The sequence below is a fragment of the Pseudomonas sp. BS3782 TE3695 genome (assembly GCF_050435305.1).
Classification (GTDB): domain Bacteria; phylum Pseudomonadota; class Gammaproteobacteria; order Pseudomonadales; family Pseudomonadaceae; genus Aquipseudomonas.
This window is the reverse complement of the sequence record NZ_JBNDKB010000001.1, coordinates 498,208-514,279: the sequence shown is the minus strand read 5'-3', so window position 1 is coordinate 514,279 and position 16,072 is coordinate 498,208. Positions and strand designations below refer to the sequence as shown.

The 16,072-nt window shown below is 59.8% G+C and carries 14 protein-coding genes; 6 read left to right on the top strand and 8 right to left on the bottom strand.

The window, feature by feature from the left end:
- The first annotated feature begins 118 nt into the window (after nucleotides 1-118).
- From ABH909_RS02295 to ABH909_RS02285, 3 genes are all read left to right on the top strand, one after another.
- Nucleotides 119-2,047, top strand: coding sequence for a RecQ family ATP-dependent DNA helicase (locus ABH909_RS02295; protein WP_429430189.1), 1,929 nt, complete (start codon nucleotides 119-121; stop codon nucleotides 2,045-2,047).
- A 243-nt stretch (nucleotides 2,048-2,290) separates the two neighbouring features.
- A complete protein-coding gene (locus ABH909_RS02290; protein ID WP_429430187.1) occupies nucleotides 2,291-3,517 on the top strand; it encodes a 3-hydroxyacyl-CoA dehydrogenase NAD-binding domain-containing protein in 1,227 nt (408 codons plus the stop codon).
- A gap of 175 nt (nucleotides 3,518-3,692) precedes the next feature.
- The gene (locus ABH909_RS02285; protein WP_429430185.1) at nucleotides 3,693-4,124 is read left to right on the top strand and encodes an acyl-CoA thioesterase; all 432 of its coding nucleotides are present in this window, start codon (nucleotides 3,693-3,695) and stop codon (nucleotides 4,122-4,124) included.
- A 69-nt stretch (nucleotides 4,125-4,193) separates the two neighbouring features.
- On the opposite strand, the gene ABH909_RS02280 is transcribed toward ABH909_RS02285, so the two are convergent.
- From ABH909_RS02280 to ABH909_RS02265, 4 genes are all read right to left on the bottom strand, one after another.
- Nucleotides 4,194-4,682, bottom strand: a complete 489-nt coding sequence (locus ABH909_RS02280) for a glycine zipper domain-containing protein (protein WP_429430183.1) — start codon at nucleotides 4,680-4,682, stop codon at nucleotides 4,194-4,196.
- Between the two features lie 355 nt (nucleotides 4,683-5,037).
- A complete protein-coding gene (locus tag ABH909_RS02275) occupies nucleotides 5,038-7,386 on the bottom strand; it encodes an FdhF/YdeP family oxidoreductase (protein WP_429430181.1) in 2,349 nt (782 codons plus the stop codon).
- Nucleotides 7,383-8,222 carry a formate dehydrogenase accessory sulfurtransferase FdhD gene (fdhD, locus tag ABH909_RS02270; RefSeq protein ID WP_429430179.1) on the bottom strand — a complete coding sequence of 280 codons (840 nt, stop codon included), beginning with the start codon at nucleotides 8,220-8,222 and terminating at the stop codon, nucleotides 7,383-7,385. Before fdhD ends, ABH909_RS02275 begins: the two co-directional genes overlap by 4 nt.
- A 153-nt stretch (nucleotides 8,223-8,375) precedes the next feature.
- On the bottom strand, nucleotides 8,376-9,263 hold the full coding sequence (locus ABH909_RS02265) for a LysR family transcriptional regulator (protein ID WP_429430177.1): 888 nt from the start codon (nucleotides 9,261-9,263) through the stop codon (nucleotides 8,376-8,378).
- 137 nt (nucleotides 9,264-9,400) lie between these two features.
- Between ABH909_RS02265 and lysM the strand changes: the two genes are divergently transcribed.
- Nucleotides 9,401-9,841 (top strand): peptidoglycan-binding protein LysM, encoded by a 441-nt coding sequence (gene lysM, locus ABH909_RS02260; RefSeq protein WP_429430175.1) that lies wholly within the window; start codon nucleotides 9,401-9,403, stop codon nucleotides 9,839-9,841.
- 110 nt (nucleotides 9,842-9,951) lie between these two features.
- Here lysM and yrfG read toward each other — a convergent pair whose 3' ends face one another.
- On the bottom strand, nucleotides 9,952-10,614 hold the full coding sequence (gene yrfG, locus ABH909_RS02255) for a GMP/IMP nucleotidase (protein WP_429430173.1): 663 nt from the start codon (nucleotides 10,612-10,614) through the stop codon (nucleotides 9,952-9,954).
- A 247-nt stretch (nucleotides 10,615-10,861) separates the two neighbouring features.
- Between yrfG and nudE the strand changes: the two genes are divergently transcribed.
- On the top strand, nucleotides 10,862-11,428 hold the full coding sequence (gene nudE, locus ABH909_RS02250) for an ADP compounds hydrolase NudE (protein WP_429430171.1): 567 nt from the start codon (nucleotides 10,862-10,864) through the stop codon (nucleotides 11,426-11,428).
- Nucleotides 11,425-12,258: a 3'(2'),5'-bisphosphate nucleotidase CysQ gene (gene cysQ / locus ABH909_RS02245; RefSeq protein WP_429430169.1), complete on the top strand. Its 834-nt coding sequence runs from the start codon at nucleotides 11,425-11,427 to the stop codon at nucleotides 12,256-12,258. The genes nudE and cysQ overlap by 4 nt, the downstream gene beginning before the upstream one ends.
- Before the next feature lie 106 nt (nucleotides 12,259-12,364).
- Here the strand turns inward: cysQ and ABH909_RS02240 are convergent, their stop codons facing one another.
- Genes ABH909_RS02240 through ABH909_RS02230 form a run of 3 tightly spaced genes read right to left on the bottom strand, consistent with a single transcriptional unit; the run spans nucleotide 12,365 to nucleotide 16,064 of the window.
- A complete protein-coding gene (locus ABH909_RS02240) occupies nucleotides 12,365-12,823 on the bottom strand; it encodes a thioesterase domain-containing protein (RefSeq protein WP_429430167.1) in 459 nt (152 codons plus the stop codon).
- Between the two features lie 41 nt (nucleotides 12,824-12,864).
- Nucleotides 12,865-14,259 (bottom strand): sigma-54-dependent transcriptional regulator, encoded by a 1,395-nt coding sequence (locus ABH909_RS02235; protein ID WP_429430165.1) that lies wholly within the window; start codon nucleotides 14,257-14,259, stop codon nucleotides 12,865-12,867.
- Nucleotides 14,256-16,064 (bottom strand): sensor histidine kinase, encoded by a 1,809-nt coding sequence (locus tag ABH909_RS02230; RefSeq protein WP_429430163.1) that lies wholly within the window; start codon nucleotides 16,062-16,064, stop codon nucleotides 14,256-14,258. The genes ABH909_RS02235 and ABH909_RS02230 overlap by 4 nt, the downstream gene beginning before the upstream one ends.
- Between the last annotated feature and the right edge of the window lie 8 nt (nucleotides 16,065-16,072).

Below are 16,072 nucleotides of genomic sequence, written 5' to 3'. Positions count from 1 at the left end.
AGGAAGTGATGATTAGACGCTGTATCATTCCGTATCGTTTTTGCCCCAACCTTTTCTCGACTTGCTGCGTTCGCCGGCTAGGCTTTGGGCTTCGCAGCGGTCAACGGAGTGACAGCTAATGCACAACACCCTGGAACAGGTTTTCGGTTATCCACAGTTTCGACCCGGCCAGGAGGCGGCGGTCAGTGCTGTGTTGGCCGGGCGCTCGGCGGCGGCGATTTTCCCGACCGGTTCGGGCAAGTCCCTGTGTTATCAACTGCCGGCCTTGCTGCTGCCGCACCTGACATTGGTTGTGTCGCCCCTGTTGGCGCTGATGCAGGATCAGTTAGCGTTCTTGCAGCGCCACGGCATTGCGGCGGGCAGTATCGATTCGGCCCAGAGCCGCGATGACGCCAGCGAGGTGATGGCGCGGGCAAAATCCGGTGAATTGAAGATTCTGATGATTTCCGTGGAGCGTCTGAAGAACGAGCGCTTCCGCCATTTTTTGCAGCAGGTACCGATTTCGCTGCTGGTGGTGGACGAGGCCCACTGCATCTCTGAATGGGGCCATAACTTCCGCCCCGACTACCTCAAGTTGCCGGACTACCAGCGCCAGTTCAATATCCCTCAGGCGCTGCTGCTGACTGCCACCGCGACACCCAAGGTGATCGCCGACATGCAGGCCAAATTCGCCATCGCCCCCGAGGATGTGGTGACCACCGGTTTCTACCGGCCTAACCTCAATCTTTTGGTGGAACCGGTACGCGGCCAGGACAAGCGACGACGCCTTGTCGAATGGATGAGCCAGCGTCCCGGCCAGCCGAGTATCGTCTACGTGACCCTGCAGAAAACCGCCGAGCACATTGCCGACCACCTGGGGCGCAATGGCATTCAGGCCGAGGCCTACCACGCCGGTTTGCCCCATGAGCAACGGGAAGGGATACAAAAGCGCTTCATGGGCGGGCAATCCAATTGCATCGTCGCCACCATTGCCTTCGGCATGGGCATCGATAAAAGCGATATCCGCAACGTGGTGCATTTCGACCTGCCTAAATCCATTGAAAACTACAGCCAGGAAATCGGTCGCGCCGGGCGTGACGGGCAGCCATCCGATTGCCTGGTGCTGGCCAACCGCGACAGCCTCAACGTGCTGGAGAACTTCGTCTACGGCGACACGCCGGAACGGGACGGCATTCGTTACGTGCTCGACGAATTGCAAGCCGCCGCGTCCGAGGGGCAATGGGAATTTCTGCTGGGACCTTTGGCCGATCAGAGCAACATTCGCCAGTTGCCGCTCAAGACTTTGCTGGTGCAGCTGGAACTGCGTGGAATGATCGCCCCGCGTTATGCCTATTACGCCGAATACCGTTTCAAGTATTTACAGGAGCCCGAAGCATTGCTTGCCCGATTTGAAGGTGAGCGCAAGGACTTCGTCTCGGCAATCATCCAGACATCCAGCCGCGCACGGACCTGGGCCACGGTGAATTTCGATGCGCTGTATGAGCAGTATTCCGCCGAGCGCAGTCGGGTGGTCAAGGCGCTGGATTACTTCCAGGAGAAGGGCTGGGTCGAGGTCGAAAGCAAGCAGATGACCGAGGTTTACAGCCTGCTGCAAGCCAATTTCGATCCCCAGGCACTGAGCACCGAATTGCACGCCTGCTTCACCCAACATGAACGCACCGAGATTGCACGGATTCACGCCATGCTGGATCTGTTCGCTACCGACTACTGCCTCGGTTACCGCTTGGCGGAATACTTCGGCGACGAAAACGCACCGAAGCTATGCGGACATTGTTCCGTATGTCACGGTCAGGTGGCGCGATTGCCGGCACCACCGGAATTGCCGGCGCTTGTGGATAAAAACTTCGAGGCGCTGTGTGATGATTTTATCCACAGGCACGAGCAGCACACGGGCAACCCTCCTTCGGGTGAGCGCGTAACAAGATTTCTATGCGGGATCAGCGTGCCGCTGCTTACCAAACTCAAGGCGCGGTCGATTCCTGGGTTTGCGGCATTGGAGGACTATCCATATGCCGAGGTTCGAGTATGGGCTGAGGCGAACCTCTAACGTGTAGGAGCTGCCGAAGGCTGCGATCTTTTGATCTTTTGATCTTTTGATCTTTGGCGGTGCTGAAATTACCGAAGATCAAGATCAAAAGATCGCAGCCTTCGGCAGCTCCTACAGGGGGACTCAATATTTTCGACGTGCATCCATCCGCTGAATGTCGCTCATCACAGGAATAAATTTCAAAAAAGCCCGGCGCCTGACTATGGTGAGGACTGTCTTTGGATTGCTAACAAGAGAACAATCATGAGCCAGACACCGTTCGATATTCAGCGCGCCGCCGTGATCGGCGCGGGCACCATGGGCCGTGGCATTGTTATGTGCCTGGCCAACGCCGGGGTGCCGGTGCAATGGGTCGATAACAATCCACAGATGCTTGAGCAAGCGCTGACCAGCGTGGCTGAGACTTACGCCCACAACGTGCGTCAGGGGCGGATCGATCAGGCCGAGGCGGATGCGCGCATTGCACGGGTGACGGCGGCTGCCGATTACGCAACGATCCGCGATGTCGATCTGGTGATCGAAGCGGTCTACGAAAACCTCGAGTTGAAGCAGAAAATTTTCCGCGAACTCGACGGCTTGATGAAACCGGAAGCAATTCTGGCCAGCAATACTTCGGCACTGGACATCGACGCCATGGCTGCTGTCACTCGCCGTCCGCAACAGGTCCTGGGCCTGCATTTCTTCAGCCCGGCGCACATCATGAAGCTGCTGGAGATCGTGCGCGGCGCCCAGACGGAGCCGGCGGTACTCGATGCAGCCTTGGCCCTGGGCCAGCGCATGGGCAAGGTCAGCGTGGTGTCGGGCAACTGCCATGGTTTCATTGGCAACCGCATGCTGCATCCGTACGTGCTCGAAGCGCGCAAAATGCTGCTGGAGGGCGCCTTGCCTTATCAGGTGGATGCGGCGCTGCAAGGTTTTGGTTTCGCCATGGGGCCGTTTCGCATGTACGACGTGGTCGGCATCGACCTGGAGTGGCGCGCGCGGGAACTGGCAGGCACAGGCCAGGATGCGCCGGAGGTTCAAGTGGACAACCGCTTGTGCGAGCTGGGGCGTTTCGGTCAGAAGAGTGGCGATGGGTATTACCACTACGAACCGGGCAGTCGCCAGGCTGAGCACGATCTGGGAGTCGATGCGCTGGTACTGGAAGTCAGCGAAGGGTTAGGGTTCCAGCGTCGCGAGATCAGCCCCGAGGAGATTCTGGAGCGTTGTTTGCTGGCGCTGGTCAATGAAGGCGCGAAGATTCTTCAGGAGGGTATCGCGGCATCGGCGCATGACATCGATCTGGTTTATCTCAACGGTTATGGCTTCCCGGCGGACAAGGGCGGGCCGATGGCCTGGGCGGATCAGCAAGGGTTGGAAGATATTCATCTGCGCTTGCTGGAATTGGAGACCCGTCAGGGCGAGCACTGGGCGCCGGCGCGATTGATTGGTGAGCTGGCGGCGCAGGGTAAGGGGTTTGGCGGCATGTGATTTATGTGGCGTCTGTGAAGGACCCTTCGTGAGCAAGCCCGCTCCCACACTGGATCTCAGGCGTACACAAAACCTGTGTCCAATAAAGATTGAATGTGGGAGCGGGCTTGCTCGCGAAGAACGATAACGCGGTTTTCGCTTTAGACTCGCTATTCAACGCCAGGAATCGACACCGATGTCCAACCCGATGCCCCAACGCACTGACTACCCGCACTTCCAGCCCATCACTACTCGCTGGCACGACAATGACGCCTATGGTCACGTCAACAATGTCACCTACTACAGTTTTTTCGATACGGCGGTAAACACCTACCTGATCGAAGTCGGCGGCCTGGATATCCATGACGGCGAGGTGGTGGGGTTTGTGGTGAGTTCGGCCTGCGACTACTTTGCCTCGATCGCATTCCCGGACCGGATCGAGATTGGCCTGCGGGTCGGCAAGTTGGGCAACAGCTCGGTGCAGTACGAATTGGCGGTGTTCAAGGCCGGTGAAGATGATGCCTGTGCGGCGGGGCGCTTCGTGCATGTGTTCGTGGATCGGACCACGAATCAACCGGTGGCAATTCCTGCCCGACTGCGCGGTGCGTTGGAGCGACTGGCGATCTGAGAGGCAAAAAAAATCGCAGCCCCTCGGGCTGCGATTTTTTGATCCACCTGCAAACGAGGCGATTCAGCCTCAGTCGTGATGGCGATGTTTATGCTTGCGATGGCCATAGGCATGGCCACGACCTGGATGGCCGCGACGGTAGTAACCACGATCGTCATCATCATAACCACGACGATAGCGACGATCATCGTCGTCATCGCTCTTGTTGCCCATGTAGTTACCCAGTGCGCCACCGGCACCGCCGCCTGCTGCGGAGCCGATCAGGCTGCCAGTGGTGCCGCCCACGCTACGGCCGACCACGTTACCGCCTGCTGCGCCCAACGCACCACCAATGGCTGCTTCGCCACGGCTGCGTTTGTCTGCGCCGACGGCGCTACCACCCGCGCCGCCCAGGGCCGCGCCAATGGTTGAACCTGTATTGCCGCCTAACGATTGACCGACGACCGAGCCAAGAACCCCGCCCAATGCGCCGCCCACACCTGCTTCGGTGGTGCCGCCTGCAGAAGCGAAGCCACTGACCAGGCCAAGGGACAACAAGAGAATCGAGGAGAACTTCATAGAGGAACCTCAAGGGGATGACGGCGCGATCCTGAGGCTGTGTCATGGTTGTGACAATCGAAATCCGACGAGTAACACGACTTGAGCACAATTCTATAAGTTACTGTTTTTTGGGCGGAACTTAAGTGTTTTTCACCGGTCTTTAACTACTTCGCAAAGGCCGTTTCTATACAGAAACGGCCTTTTTTGTGGGCGATTGGAAAGTGCTGGATCCGAAAATTGTTTGAATGAGCCACCGCTTTCGCGAGCAAGCCCGCTCCCACAATTCGATCTCCAGCGAACACAGATTCTGCGCACGACTGAGGTCTAATGTGGGAGCGGGCTTGCTCGGGAAGAGGCCGGTTCAGGCGATACGTCAAGCCGACTTGGCCATGATCAACCCAGTCTCACTCGCCGCTTCCAGGCGAATCGCCACAAATTTCGATGTCGGCGTGTGGCTGCCATCCCCGGTGCTTTCCAGCGGCACCAGCGGGTTCACTTCCGGATAGTAAGCGGCCGCTTGCCCGGCAGGAATATCAAACGCCAGCAGCGTGAAACCCTTCACCCGACGCTCACGGCCATCATCCCAAATCGAAACAATGTCAGCCTTCTGCCCGGGTTTGAACCCGAGACGAATGATGTCGGCTTCATTGACGAACAGCACATCGCGCTGACCTTTCACCCCGCGATAACGGTCATCAAGACCATAAATTGTGGTGTTGTACTGATCGTGGGAGCGCATCGACTGCATGATCAGGTCCGGCAGCACGCCGGTGGAGCGGGTGCGCTCGTGCACCAAGTGTTTGGGCAACCTGTTCGCACGGAAGTTGGCCCGACCCGATGGGGTATTCCAGCGACGTGCGCTGGCGCTGTTACCCAGGTAGAAACCACCCGGGTTCTGAATTTTCTCGTTGAAGTCCCGGAAGCCCGGAATGGTGTCGGCGATCAAGTCGCGGATGCGGCTGTAATCGGCCACCAGCCAGTTCCAGTCCACCGGTTTGCTGCCCAGGGTTGCGGCGGCGATGCCGGCGATGATTGCAGGCTCCGAGCGCATCTGGTTCGACAGTGGCTGCAGCTGACCGTTGGAGGCGTGGACCATGCTGAACGAGTCTTCCACGGTCACCGCTTGGGCCCCTTCGGCCTGGATATCGATGTCGGTACGGCCCATGCACGGCAGGATCAGCGCGTCTTTACCGTGGGCCAAATGGCTACGGTTGAGCTTGGTGCTGATCTGCACGGTCAGGTCGCAGTTGGCCAGAGCCTGGAAGGTCCGCATGCTGTCCGGGGTGGCTTGGGCGAAATTGCCGCCCAGGCCGATGAAGACTTTCGAGCGGCCGTTGGCCATGGCGTGAATCGCCTCGACCACGTTGTGGCCGTTTTCACGGGGAACCTTGAACTGGAAGCGCCGCTCCAGAGCGTCAAGGAACGCCACCGGCGGACGTTCGTTGATGCCCATTGTCCGGTCGCCTTGCACATTACTGTGGCCGCGCACCGGGCACAGGCCGGCACCCGGCCGGCCGATGTTGCCGCGCAACAGCATCAGGTTGGCGATTTCCTGGATGGTCGCCACCGAATGACGATGCTGGGTGATGCCCATCGCCCAGCACATGATCACGTTCTCGCCTTTGACGTACATACGCGCCGCTTGCTCGATTTCCACCAGGGTCAGGCCGGACTGCTCGACGATCTGCTCCCACGGGGTGTCGTCGACGATGCCCAGGTATTCCAGAACGTTGACGCTGTGTTCATTGAGGAAGTCGTGGTCGAACACCGCAGGCTCACCAGCCTTCTGCGCATCGCGCTCCCATTGCAGCAGGAACTTGGCCATGCCGCGCATGATCGCCATGTCGCCGCCCAGTGCAGGGCGGAAGTACGCGGTGTTGGTCGGCTTGTCGCCGTTGGTGAGCATTTCCAGTGGGTGCTGTGGATGCTGAAAACGTTCCAGGCCGCGCTCTTTCAGCGGGTTGATGCATACCACCTGAGCGCCGCGTTTCACCGCTTCGCGCAGGGGTTCAAGCATCCGCGGGTGGTTGGTGCCGGGGTTCTGGCCCCAGACGAAAATCGCATCGGCGTGTTCGAAATCATCGAAGGTCACGGTGCCTTTGCCGACGCCAACGCTCTGCGCCAACGCAACACCACTGGCTTCGTGGCACATGTTTGAGCAGTCGGGGAAATTGTTGGTGCCATAGGCGCGCACGAACAATTGATAGAGGAACGCCGCTTCGTTGCTGGCGCGGCCCGAGGTGTAGAACTCGGCCTGATTCGGGTTCGACAAACCGCGCAGATGTTTGGCGATCAGGGTGAAGGCATCATCCCAGCTGATGGGTTGGTAGCGATCGGTTTCGGCGTTGTAGCTCATCGGCTCGGTCAGGCGGCCCTGATATTCAAGCCAGTAGTCGCTCTGTTCCAGCAGCGAGGTGACGCTATGTTTGGCAAAGAATGCAGCGTCGACACGGCGTTTGGTCGCTTCCCAGTTCACCGCTTTAGCGCCGTTCTCACAGAACATCACCATGCCCTTTTCGGGAGAATCACCCCAGGCGCAACCGGGGCAGTCGAAGCCGCCGTTCTGGTTGGTCTTGAGCATTATGCGCAGGTTTTTCAGCGCGTTATCGCTGGTCAACCAGGCCTGGGCGACGCTGATCAGCGCGCCCCAGCCACCAGCTGGTCCTTTGTAGGGCTTGTAGCGGGGGACGGGTTTCTGATCGGCTTGACGATGTTGACTCACGCTTGATTCTCCAACGCTGGGCTGTAAACCCGTGGTGCACTTTTCTGCGGCAGGTGGATGAGGTTGAGGTTATGTCGACGGGCCCACTGCACGGCAAGGCCGGTGGGCGACGACAAACTGACCAGGGTCTGAATGCCGGCGCGTAAAACTTTCTGGATCAATTCGAGGCTGCAGCGGCTGGTGACAATCGCCAGGCCATCGGTGGTCGGGATCTTCTGGCGGATCAACCCGCCGATCAGCTTGTCGAGGGCGTTGTGCCGGCCAATGTCTTCACGGCCCAGCAGCAATTCGCCATTGCCGTTCATGTACACCGCCGCATGCACCGCGCCGCAATGTTGGCCCAGTGGCTGAAATGCACCGATGCGCTGACGCAGGCCGTCCAGCCATTCGGCCGGGGGCAACGGTGCGCCGGGCAAGACTTTGAGATCGGGCAGCGCTTGCTCGACCGCTTCCACGCCGCAGAGACCGCAACCGCTGGTGCCAGCCAGTTGCCGACGCTGCTGCTTGAGGTTCCAGAAGGCGCGATTGGCGATGGTCACTTGCGCGTATTGCGCCGAACCCGTGCCGCTGAGTTGCAAGTCGTAGATATCGCAGGCGTCTTCGATGATTCCGCTGCCAAGGCTGAAGCCGACAATGAAGTCTTCAAGATCCGTTGGCGTGACCAACATGACGGCCTGGCTGATGCCGTTATAGGCAATCGCCAACGCGACTTCCTCGGCCAGCGCGGTGCTGGACGATTCGGTGTATTCAAGGTTGCAGTAACTATAAGTCTGACTGGCGACGGTCGCAGGCGTTTCAACAGCAGGCGCCGCGCGGGAAGTGCGCTTGGCGTTCATAAGGCATCACCAACGGTTTGATCAGCTTAGGGGGCGTTCTCAATTGGTTTCTCCGCCGCGCCGGGGAAACTCATTGAGAACGCCCCCTAAGCCTAGGCGCGTCAATCTGTCGCGTCTAATTGCTATTACTGATCTGCCGATAGATGACGTCGATCAAGAGTTGGCCATTGATTGCTGATAGATCGCGAAACAGGCTTCTGCAAGCGCCGAACGCGGAGCGCTGCGACGCATGATCAGCCCCAGTCGTGCGAGGGTCTGGGCGTTTTCTATGGGTTGCAGGCGCAAGTGATCGGTGAGATTTTCCAGACCACCTTCCAATGGCATCACGGCGCAGCACAAGCCGCCGTGTACCGCCTGTAACAACTGGTGGACCGCATCGGTTTGCAGCAACGGTTGGGGGGCCAAGCCACGACTGTGGAAGTTATGGTCGATGGACTGGCGAAAATGCATGCCGCTGGTGAGCATGCCCAACGGCAGTTCAATCAACGATTTCCAGCTCAAGGGCGCGTCGCCGAAACTGAAGAAACGCTGATCGTAGAGCAAGCCCATGCGGGTTTCGCTGAAGGCCAGGGAATCGAAACGCTCACCGTCCAGACGCTCCAGGTACGACACGCCGAGGTCGAGACGGTTGTTCGCCAGTTGTTCGAGGATCTGCTCGGAACTCAGGGCCGAAAGTTCGAAACGCAGGTTCGGGTGCTCGGCGTGCAGGCGCTGCATCAGTGGTACCGGGTCGAAACTCGACAGCGGCACCACCCCCAGGCGCAACGTACCCACGAGGTTGCCGCGACAGGCAGCCGCTTCGGCCTGCAAGCCGTCATAGGCCGCCAGCACCGTACGTGCCCACGCCAGCACGCGCTCGCCCGGCGCGGTGAAACCTTCGAAGCGCTGGCCGCGGTTGACCAGCGGCAGGTCGAGCTCTTCTTCAAGGCTGCGCAGGCGCATGGACAAGGTCGGCTGAGTGATGTGACAACGCGCGGCGGCCTGGCCAAAGTGCCGGGTTTCGTCGAGAGCGATGAGGAATTTGAGTTGCTTGATGTCCATCTTCGCTCCAGGGCGCGGGCAAGGTTTGCGATTCTACCGCCTGCGCGGGGTTGGGTCATTGGTCGGCTGGGAACCGGGCTTTGCAGGGCTGGTCTAGTCTTTGGCGTCTGGAACCCAAACCCCAAGGAGAGTGCACCATGAGTATTTTTAGCTTTGTGAAAGAAGCAGGCGAAAAACTTATCGATCTGCTGACACCTGGCAATGCCAATGCCAGCGAGCAGTTGAAGGAACACCTCAGCAAGGTCGGCCTGGGCAATCCGAATGTTCAGGCGACAATTGAAGGCGACAAAGTCATCGTCACCGGTGAAGTGGCGAGCCAGGAAGAGAAGGAAAAGATTCTGCTGGCCTTGGGCAATATCGCCGGTGTCGGCAGCGTTGATGACCAGATTACTGTGACCGGGCCGGTGGCGAAGGCTGCTCGTTTCGTTACGGTGAAAAAGGGCGACACCCTAAGCGCGATTTCCAAGGCCGAATACGGCGACGCGAACAAGTACAACAAGATTTTCGAGGCCAACAAACCAATGCTGTCGCACCCGGACAAAATCTATCCGGGGCAGGTATTGCGGATTCCCGAATAATGTGAGGCCGTAGGAGCTGCCGAAGGCTGCGATCTTTTGATCTTGATCTTCGGCAGTTTTAATACCGCCAAGATCAAAAGATCGCAGCCTGCGGCAGCTCCTACAGGGAATCAGAGCCCTGCGATGAGCTCCCGATAATCCCCCACCGCCGCAAACTCGGCCGTGTCCTTGGGTCCTTTGCGGCTGTCCGGTTCGCTCACGGCCAGCAGATGCGCCACGCCAAAATTGCGTGCGCTGCGCAGAATCGGCAACGTATCGTCGATAAACAGACTGCGCGCCGGATCGAAGCCGATGTCGGCTTGCAAGGCATCCCAGAACTGTGGGTTTTCCTTGGGGAAACCGTAATCGTGAGAGCTGATCAAGCGCTCGAAATACGGCGCCAGTTCAATTCGTTCCAGCTTCAATGACAGCGAGTCGCGGTGGGCGTTGGTGATCAGTACCACGCGTTTGCCGGCCCGTTTGATCGCCGCCAGAAAAGTGTCCGCATCCGGACGCAGGGCGATCAGGTGCGCGGTTTCCAGTTTCAGTTCGCGTACCGACAGCTTCAGCTCGGCGCTCCAGAAATCCAGGCAGTACCACTGCAACTGGCCGGCATTGCGTTCGAAGAGCGGATGCAATTCCAGCTCTGCCATGGCCCGGCTCACCCCGTGCAGCTCGGCATAACGTTGCGGCAGGTGTTCCATCCAGAAATGGTTGTCGTAGTGCAGGTCCAGCAGCGTGCCGTCCATATCCAGCAAAACGGTATCGATGCCATGCCAGGGCAGCAGGGACATAAAAAACTTCTCCAGCGGTAAAAAAGATATCCGGGATAAACAATCAGGATAGGCCGGGTACAGGCTGGGTGGAAAGCGTCGCGAGCGAAGGGAGTGCAAGGAAAAAACAGGCGAGGACGGGCCGGGGTCGCGTTCGACTTTACGAGTTGTAAATGACCCGTCCGAGCCTGTTTTTGACGCAGCAATCTCGAGCGCAGCAGCTTTCAAACAGCCTGTATAGTAACCCGCTTACGCCAAGGAGCCATCTATGCGCCAGAAACCCACCGTACTCGCCCGCGACATTGTCGCCACCAGCCGTTTGTTCTGCGTCGAAGAGTTGAAATTGCGCTTTTCCAATGGCGTGGAACGTACTTACGAGCGTCTGGTCAGCAAAGGTACCGGGCATGGCGCGGTGATGATCGTGGCGATGCTCGACGCGGAGCACGCGGTATTGGTGGAGGAATACTGCGGCGGCACCGATGCTTATGAATTGTCCCTGCCCAAAGGTTTGATCGAGCCGGGCGAAGACGTGTTGGCGGCGGCTGAGCGCGAGCTCATGGAAGAGGCCGGGTATGGCGCGCGACAGCTTGAGCATTTGACCGAGTTGTCATTGTCACCGGGCTACATGAGCCAGAGGATCCAGGTGGTACTGGCCACCGACCTGTACGAAGAACGCCTGGAGGGTGACGAGCCCGAGCCGATGGGAGTGGAAAAGATCAACCTGCGTGAATTGTCGTCTTTGTCGCAGAATCCGCGATTCACCGAGGGCCGTGCCTTGGCGGCGCTGTATCTGGCCCGAGATCTGCTGACTCAACGTGGGGTGTTTTTGCCGTGAACTTGAATTTTCCCCATCCGTTGATGGCGCCAGTCGTTGAACTGGCTTTGAAGGCTGGCGAGGCGATCCTGCCGTTCTGGCGCGTCAACGTTGCTGTCACTGCAAAGTCCGATGATTCCCCGGTTACAGCCGCCGACATGGCCGCTCATCACGTGATTCTGGCCGGGCTGACGGCGCTGGATCCAAGTATTCCGGTGCTGTCCGAAGAGGACGCCGATATCCCTCGGAGCGTGCGCGCCGGCTGGCAGCGCTGGTGGCTGGTCGACCCATTGGACGGGACCAAGGAGTTCATCTCCGGCAGCGAAGAGTTCACCGTCAACATTGCGCTGATCGAGCAGGGGCGGGTGGTGTTTGGTGTGGTGTCGATGCCGACCAACGGGCGTTTTTATGTGGGCGGTGCAGGGTTGGGTGCCTGGCGTGGTGATAAAGGCGCCGAGCCGTTGCCGATTCAGGTTCGCGAGGTTCCGGCTGCGGGTGAGCTTTTCACGGTGGTCGCCAGTCGTCGGCATTCGAGCCCTGAGCAGGAGCGGTTACTCGCGGGGTTGAGCGACAGTTTGGGTGAGCTGCAACTGGCGAATATCGGCAGTTCGTTGAAATTTTGCCTGCTGGCGGAAGGGGCGGCGGATTGTTATCCGCGGCTGGCGCCGACTTCGCAGTGGGACACGGCGGCTGCGCAAGGCGTGCTGGAAGGTGCGGGCGGTGAAGTGCTGGATTTGAGCGGTGAGCCGTTCTGCTATCCGGCGCGGGAGTCGTTGCTGAACGAGTTTTTCCTGGCGCTGCCGGCTAAAGCGGCTTGGCGGGAGAAGTTGTTGGCTTTGGCTCGGGGTTGAAGATCAACGATCAAAAGATCGCAGCCTCGTTTCACTCGACAGCTCCTACAGAAAAACGTGTCCCCCGTAGGAGCTGTCGAGTGAAACGAGGCTGCGATCTTTTGCTTTACCGGTGAAGAACATACTGCCCGGTAAACCGCACCGCATCCTCTTCACTCCCGGTATTGACGATCCGCGAATGCAGCGTCAACCGCGCCCGCCCATAGCGCTCATACATTGCCAGAAACTTCTTCCAGACTGCCGCACTCGGTGCCTGGCAAATCGCCGTCGCGTCCATGATGACCGGCAGGGGGTAGCTGATCTGCCCTTCTTGAATCACGATGTGACCGTCTTCGATGATGCCTTCTTCACGCAAACGCAAATGCAGCCAGCCCCAGCCGGCCAGCACTGCGCCGCAATACAGACTGCCACCGAACATGGTGCTCTTGTGATTGACGTTGGCCGCAAGCGGCAGGTGCAGGCGCAGTTGTTGGTCGTGCCAGTCGAGCACTTTGAGGCCCATGTCCCGCGTGAGGGGGATGTCAGAATGGAGGATCGATTCCAGATGACGACTGTCGCGGTTCATTCAGGGGGCCTTTTGTTTGAAGGGGATGATTTTACGGTAGCTCAATCAAGGTCATCGGTGGGGCTGCTGGCGCCGCTGTCGGCGAAGTTCAGACCATGCTTGCGCAGTTTGTCGTGCAAGGTTTTGCGCGGAATGCCGAGGGCTTCGGCGAGGCTACGCACGGAGCTGTGAGAGCGCGCCAGTTCGGCGGCAATCAAACTCTTCTCGAAATTCTCCACTTGCTCGCTCAGACCGCCGCTGACCACTTCAATCGTGCTGCCGACGCCGCCATCCGGCGCACTATTATCCAGCGCCAGTTCCAGGCCCAGGGCAAAGCGTTCGGCGGCGTTCTGCAGTTCTCGCACGTTGCCTGGCCAGGTGTGGCGCAATAGCAGCGCCCGGTGTCCCGGCTGCAATTCGTGGGGTGGCAAACCGTGGCGGGCGCTGGCTTCATCGGCGAAATGCTGGAACAGCATCAGCGCATCTTCGCCCCGCTCACGCAATGGCGGAATGCGCAGCGGTGCGACGTTCAGGCGGTAATACAAGTCGGCACGGAAGCGGCCCTGATCAGCGGATTGACGCAGGTCTTCCTTGGTCGCGGCAATGATGCGGATATCCAGCGGGATCAGCTGGTTGCCGCCCAAACGCTCGACGACCCGCTCTTGCAGCAAGCGCAGCAATTTCACCTGCACATCCAGGCTCATGCTTTCGATTTCATCGAGGAACAACGTGCCGCCATTGGCAAATTCGAACTTGCCGATGCGACGTTTCTGCGCGCCGGTAAACGCACCGGGCTCATGACCGAACAGCTCGCTTTCCACCACCGACTCAGCCAGGGCTCCGGCGTTGATCGCCACGAATGGACCGTTACGCCGACTCGACAGGTCGTGCAGCGCACGCGCCACCACTTCCTTGCCCGCACCGGTTTCGCCGAGAATCAGCACGTCGGCTTTGGTCGCCGCCAGTGCACCAATCTGCTCACGCAGGCGCAGCATCGGCGCTGATTGCCCGACGAGCCGCGCGCTCAGTTCGTTGCGATCGCTCAGGGCCAGACGCAGGCTGCGGTTGTCCAGCACCAGCCGGCGCAGGTCCAGGGCACGACGTACGCTGTCGAGCAGGGAGTCGCTGGCGAAAGGTTTTTCCAGAAAATCATAGGCCCCGGCACGCATGGCTTGAACAGCCAGCGGCACATCGCCGTGGCCAGTGATCAGCAACACGGGTAGCTCCGGGTCCTGGGCATGGAGTTCGGTCAGCAGTTCGAGGCCGTCCATGCCTGGCATGCGGATGTCACTGACCACCACGCCCGGCCAGTCACGCTCCAGTTGCCCGGCCAGGCCTTTGGCTTCAGCCAGCGGCAGGATCTTCAGGCCGGCCAGGTCCAGGGTCTGGCTCAGGGCCTGACGCAGGTGGGGATCGTCGTCGATCAACACGACCTGGATGCGGTTGTCGATGGTCATGCACTTCGGTCCTCGGACGGTTGCAGGCTCACGCCCGGTGCGCCTGCGCGCAACTTCAGGGTAATCAGGGCGCCACCTTCCTTGTGGTTGGAGAACGACAGTTCACCACCAAAGGCGCGCATCAAGGTGTCGCAAATTGCCAGCCCCAAGCCAAGCCCCTGAGTGCGGGTCTTGGTGGTGTAGAAGGGCTCGCCGGCACGACCCAGCGCTTCCAGGCAAAACCCGGGGCCGTTGTCGCGAATGTACAGGTTGACGCCGTCGGCGGTGGACTCGGCACTCAACCAGAGTTTACGCGGCGGGCCTTTTTCCGTCAGGGCGTCGAGGGCATTAGCCAGCAGATTGCCGAGTACCTGACGCAGACGCGTTTCCCCGGCCTCGACCCATAGGGTGGCGGCGGGCAAGTCACGGATCAGCTCGACTTCCATGCTGCGCCGACGCTTGGCCAGTAACGCCAGTGCGTCGTCCAGTGCCGGTTGCAGGGCCACGCTTTCCGGGGCGTGACGATCACGCCGGGCGAAGGCGCGCAGATGAGCAATGATCGAGGCCATGCGCCCGGTCAATTCGCTGATCAGCTTGAGGTTGCCGCGAGCATCCTCGGTGCGCTGATGATCGAGCAGCACTTCGGCGTTTTCCGCATAGCTGCGGATCGCCGCCAGCGGTTGGTTGAGCTCGTGGCTGATGCTCGCCGACATCGTCCCCAGCGCCGAGAGCTTGCCGGCCTGCACCAGGTCATCCTGCGCGCGCACCAGTTCCTGCTGGGCGTGTTCGCGCTCCAGTACTTCCTGCTTGAGTCGACGGTTGAGGCCTTCGAGGTCGCTGGTCCGTTCGGCGACCCGGCCTTCCAGTTCCTGGCGGGCCTTGCCTTCGAAGGCGATCCGCTCCAGGTAATGGCGTCGACGTTGCATCATCAGGCCCAGCAGCAGCATCAGTACCAGCAACGTTGCACCGCCGATGGCCACAACGGTGCGTACCGGGCGATCGATCAGGGTACGCGGTGCAAGGATGCTGACGCTCCAGCCGGTTTCTTCTATCTGCCGGGTTTGCGTCAGCCAGGCGTTGGCGTCGAGATTCAACGGCTTGGGATCGCGGGTCGGGTAGGGTTGAATCGCGGTGATGGCCTCGCGCTCTGCTTCGCTCAAAGGGCGGGTCGAGCGGAATCGCCATTCGGGCCGTGACGTGAGGATGACCACACCATTGTGGTCGGTCACCAACAGTTGTTCCGGGGTTTTGCCCCAGAGGCTTTCGGTATGGTCGAGGTCGACCTTGACCACCAGCACGCCGATGATTTTTTCGCGATCACGTATCGCTGCCGCAAAGAAGTAACCACGCTTGGCCGAGGTGGTGCCCAGGCCGAAGAAGCGCCCCAGACGCCCGGCCATGGCTTCACTGAAATAAGGACGAAAAGCGAAATTGCGGCCAACGAAACTGTCGTGTTTGTCCCAATTGGAGGCCGCCAGCGTCTTGCCGGTGGTGTCCATCAGGTACATGACCTCGGCGCCGGTCTGGGCACTGATGTTTTTCAGCAGGCGATTGGCATTGCCCTGAATCACGCCCTCGTCCGGTGCGGCCAACGTCGCGCGCAGGGCGGGCAGCTCGCCGAGAATCTGCGGTAACACTTCATACCGATGCAGAGTGCCCAGCAGGTTGGCGACGTAAAGATCGAGGGTCTGACGGTTCTGCCCGGCCAGTTCGCTGCGGTAGTAACGCTCGGCCAGATGCTCCAGCGGCCACAGCAAGGGCGCCAGGCATAACGCGAGTAGCGCCAGGCTGCGCCAACGGGGTCTGCGGGGGAGAGTAGGTGTCATGAGCATCA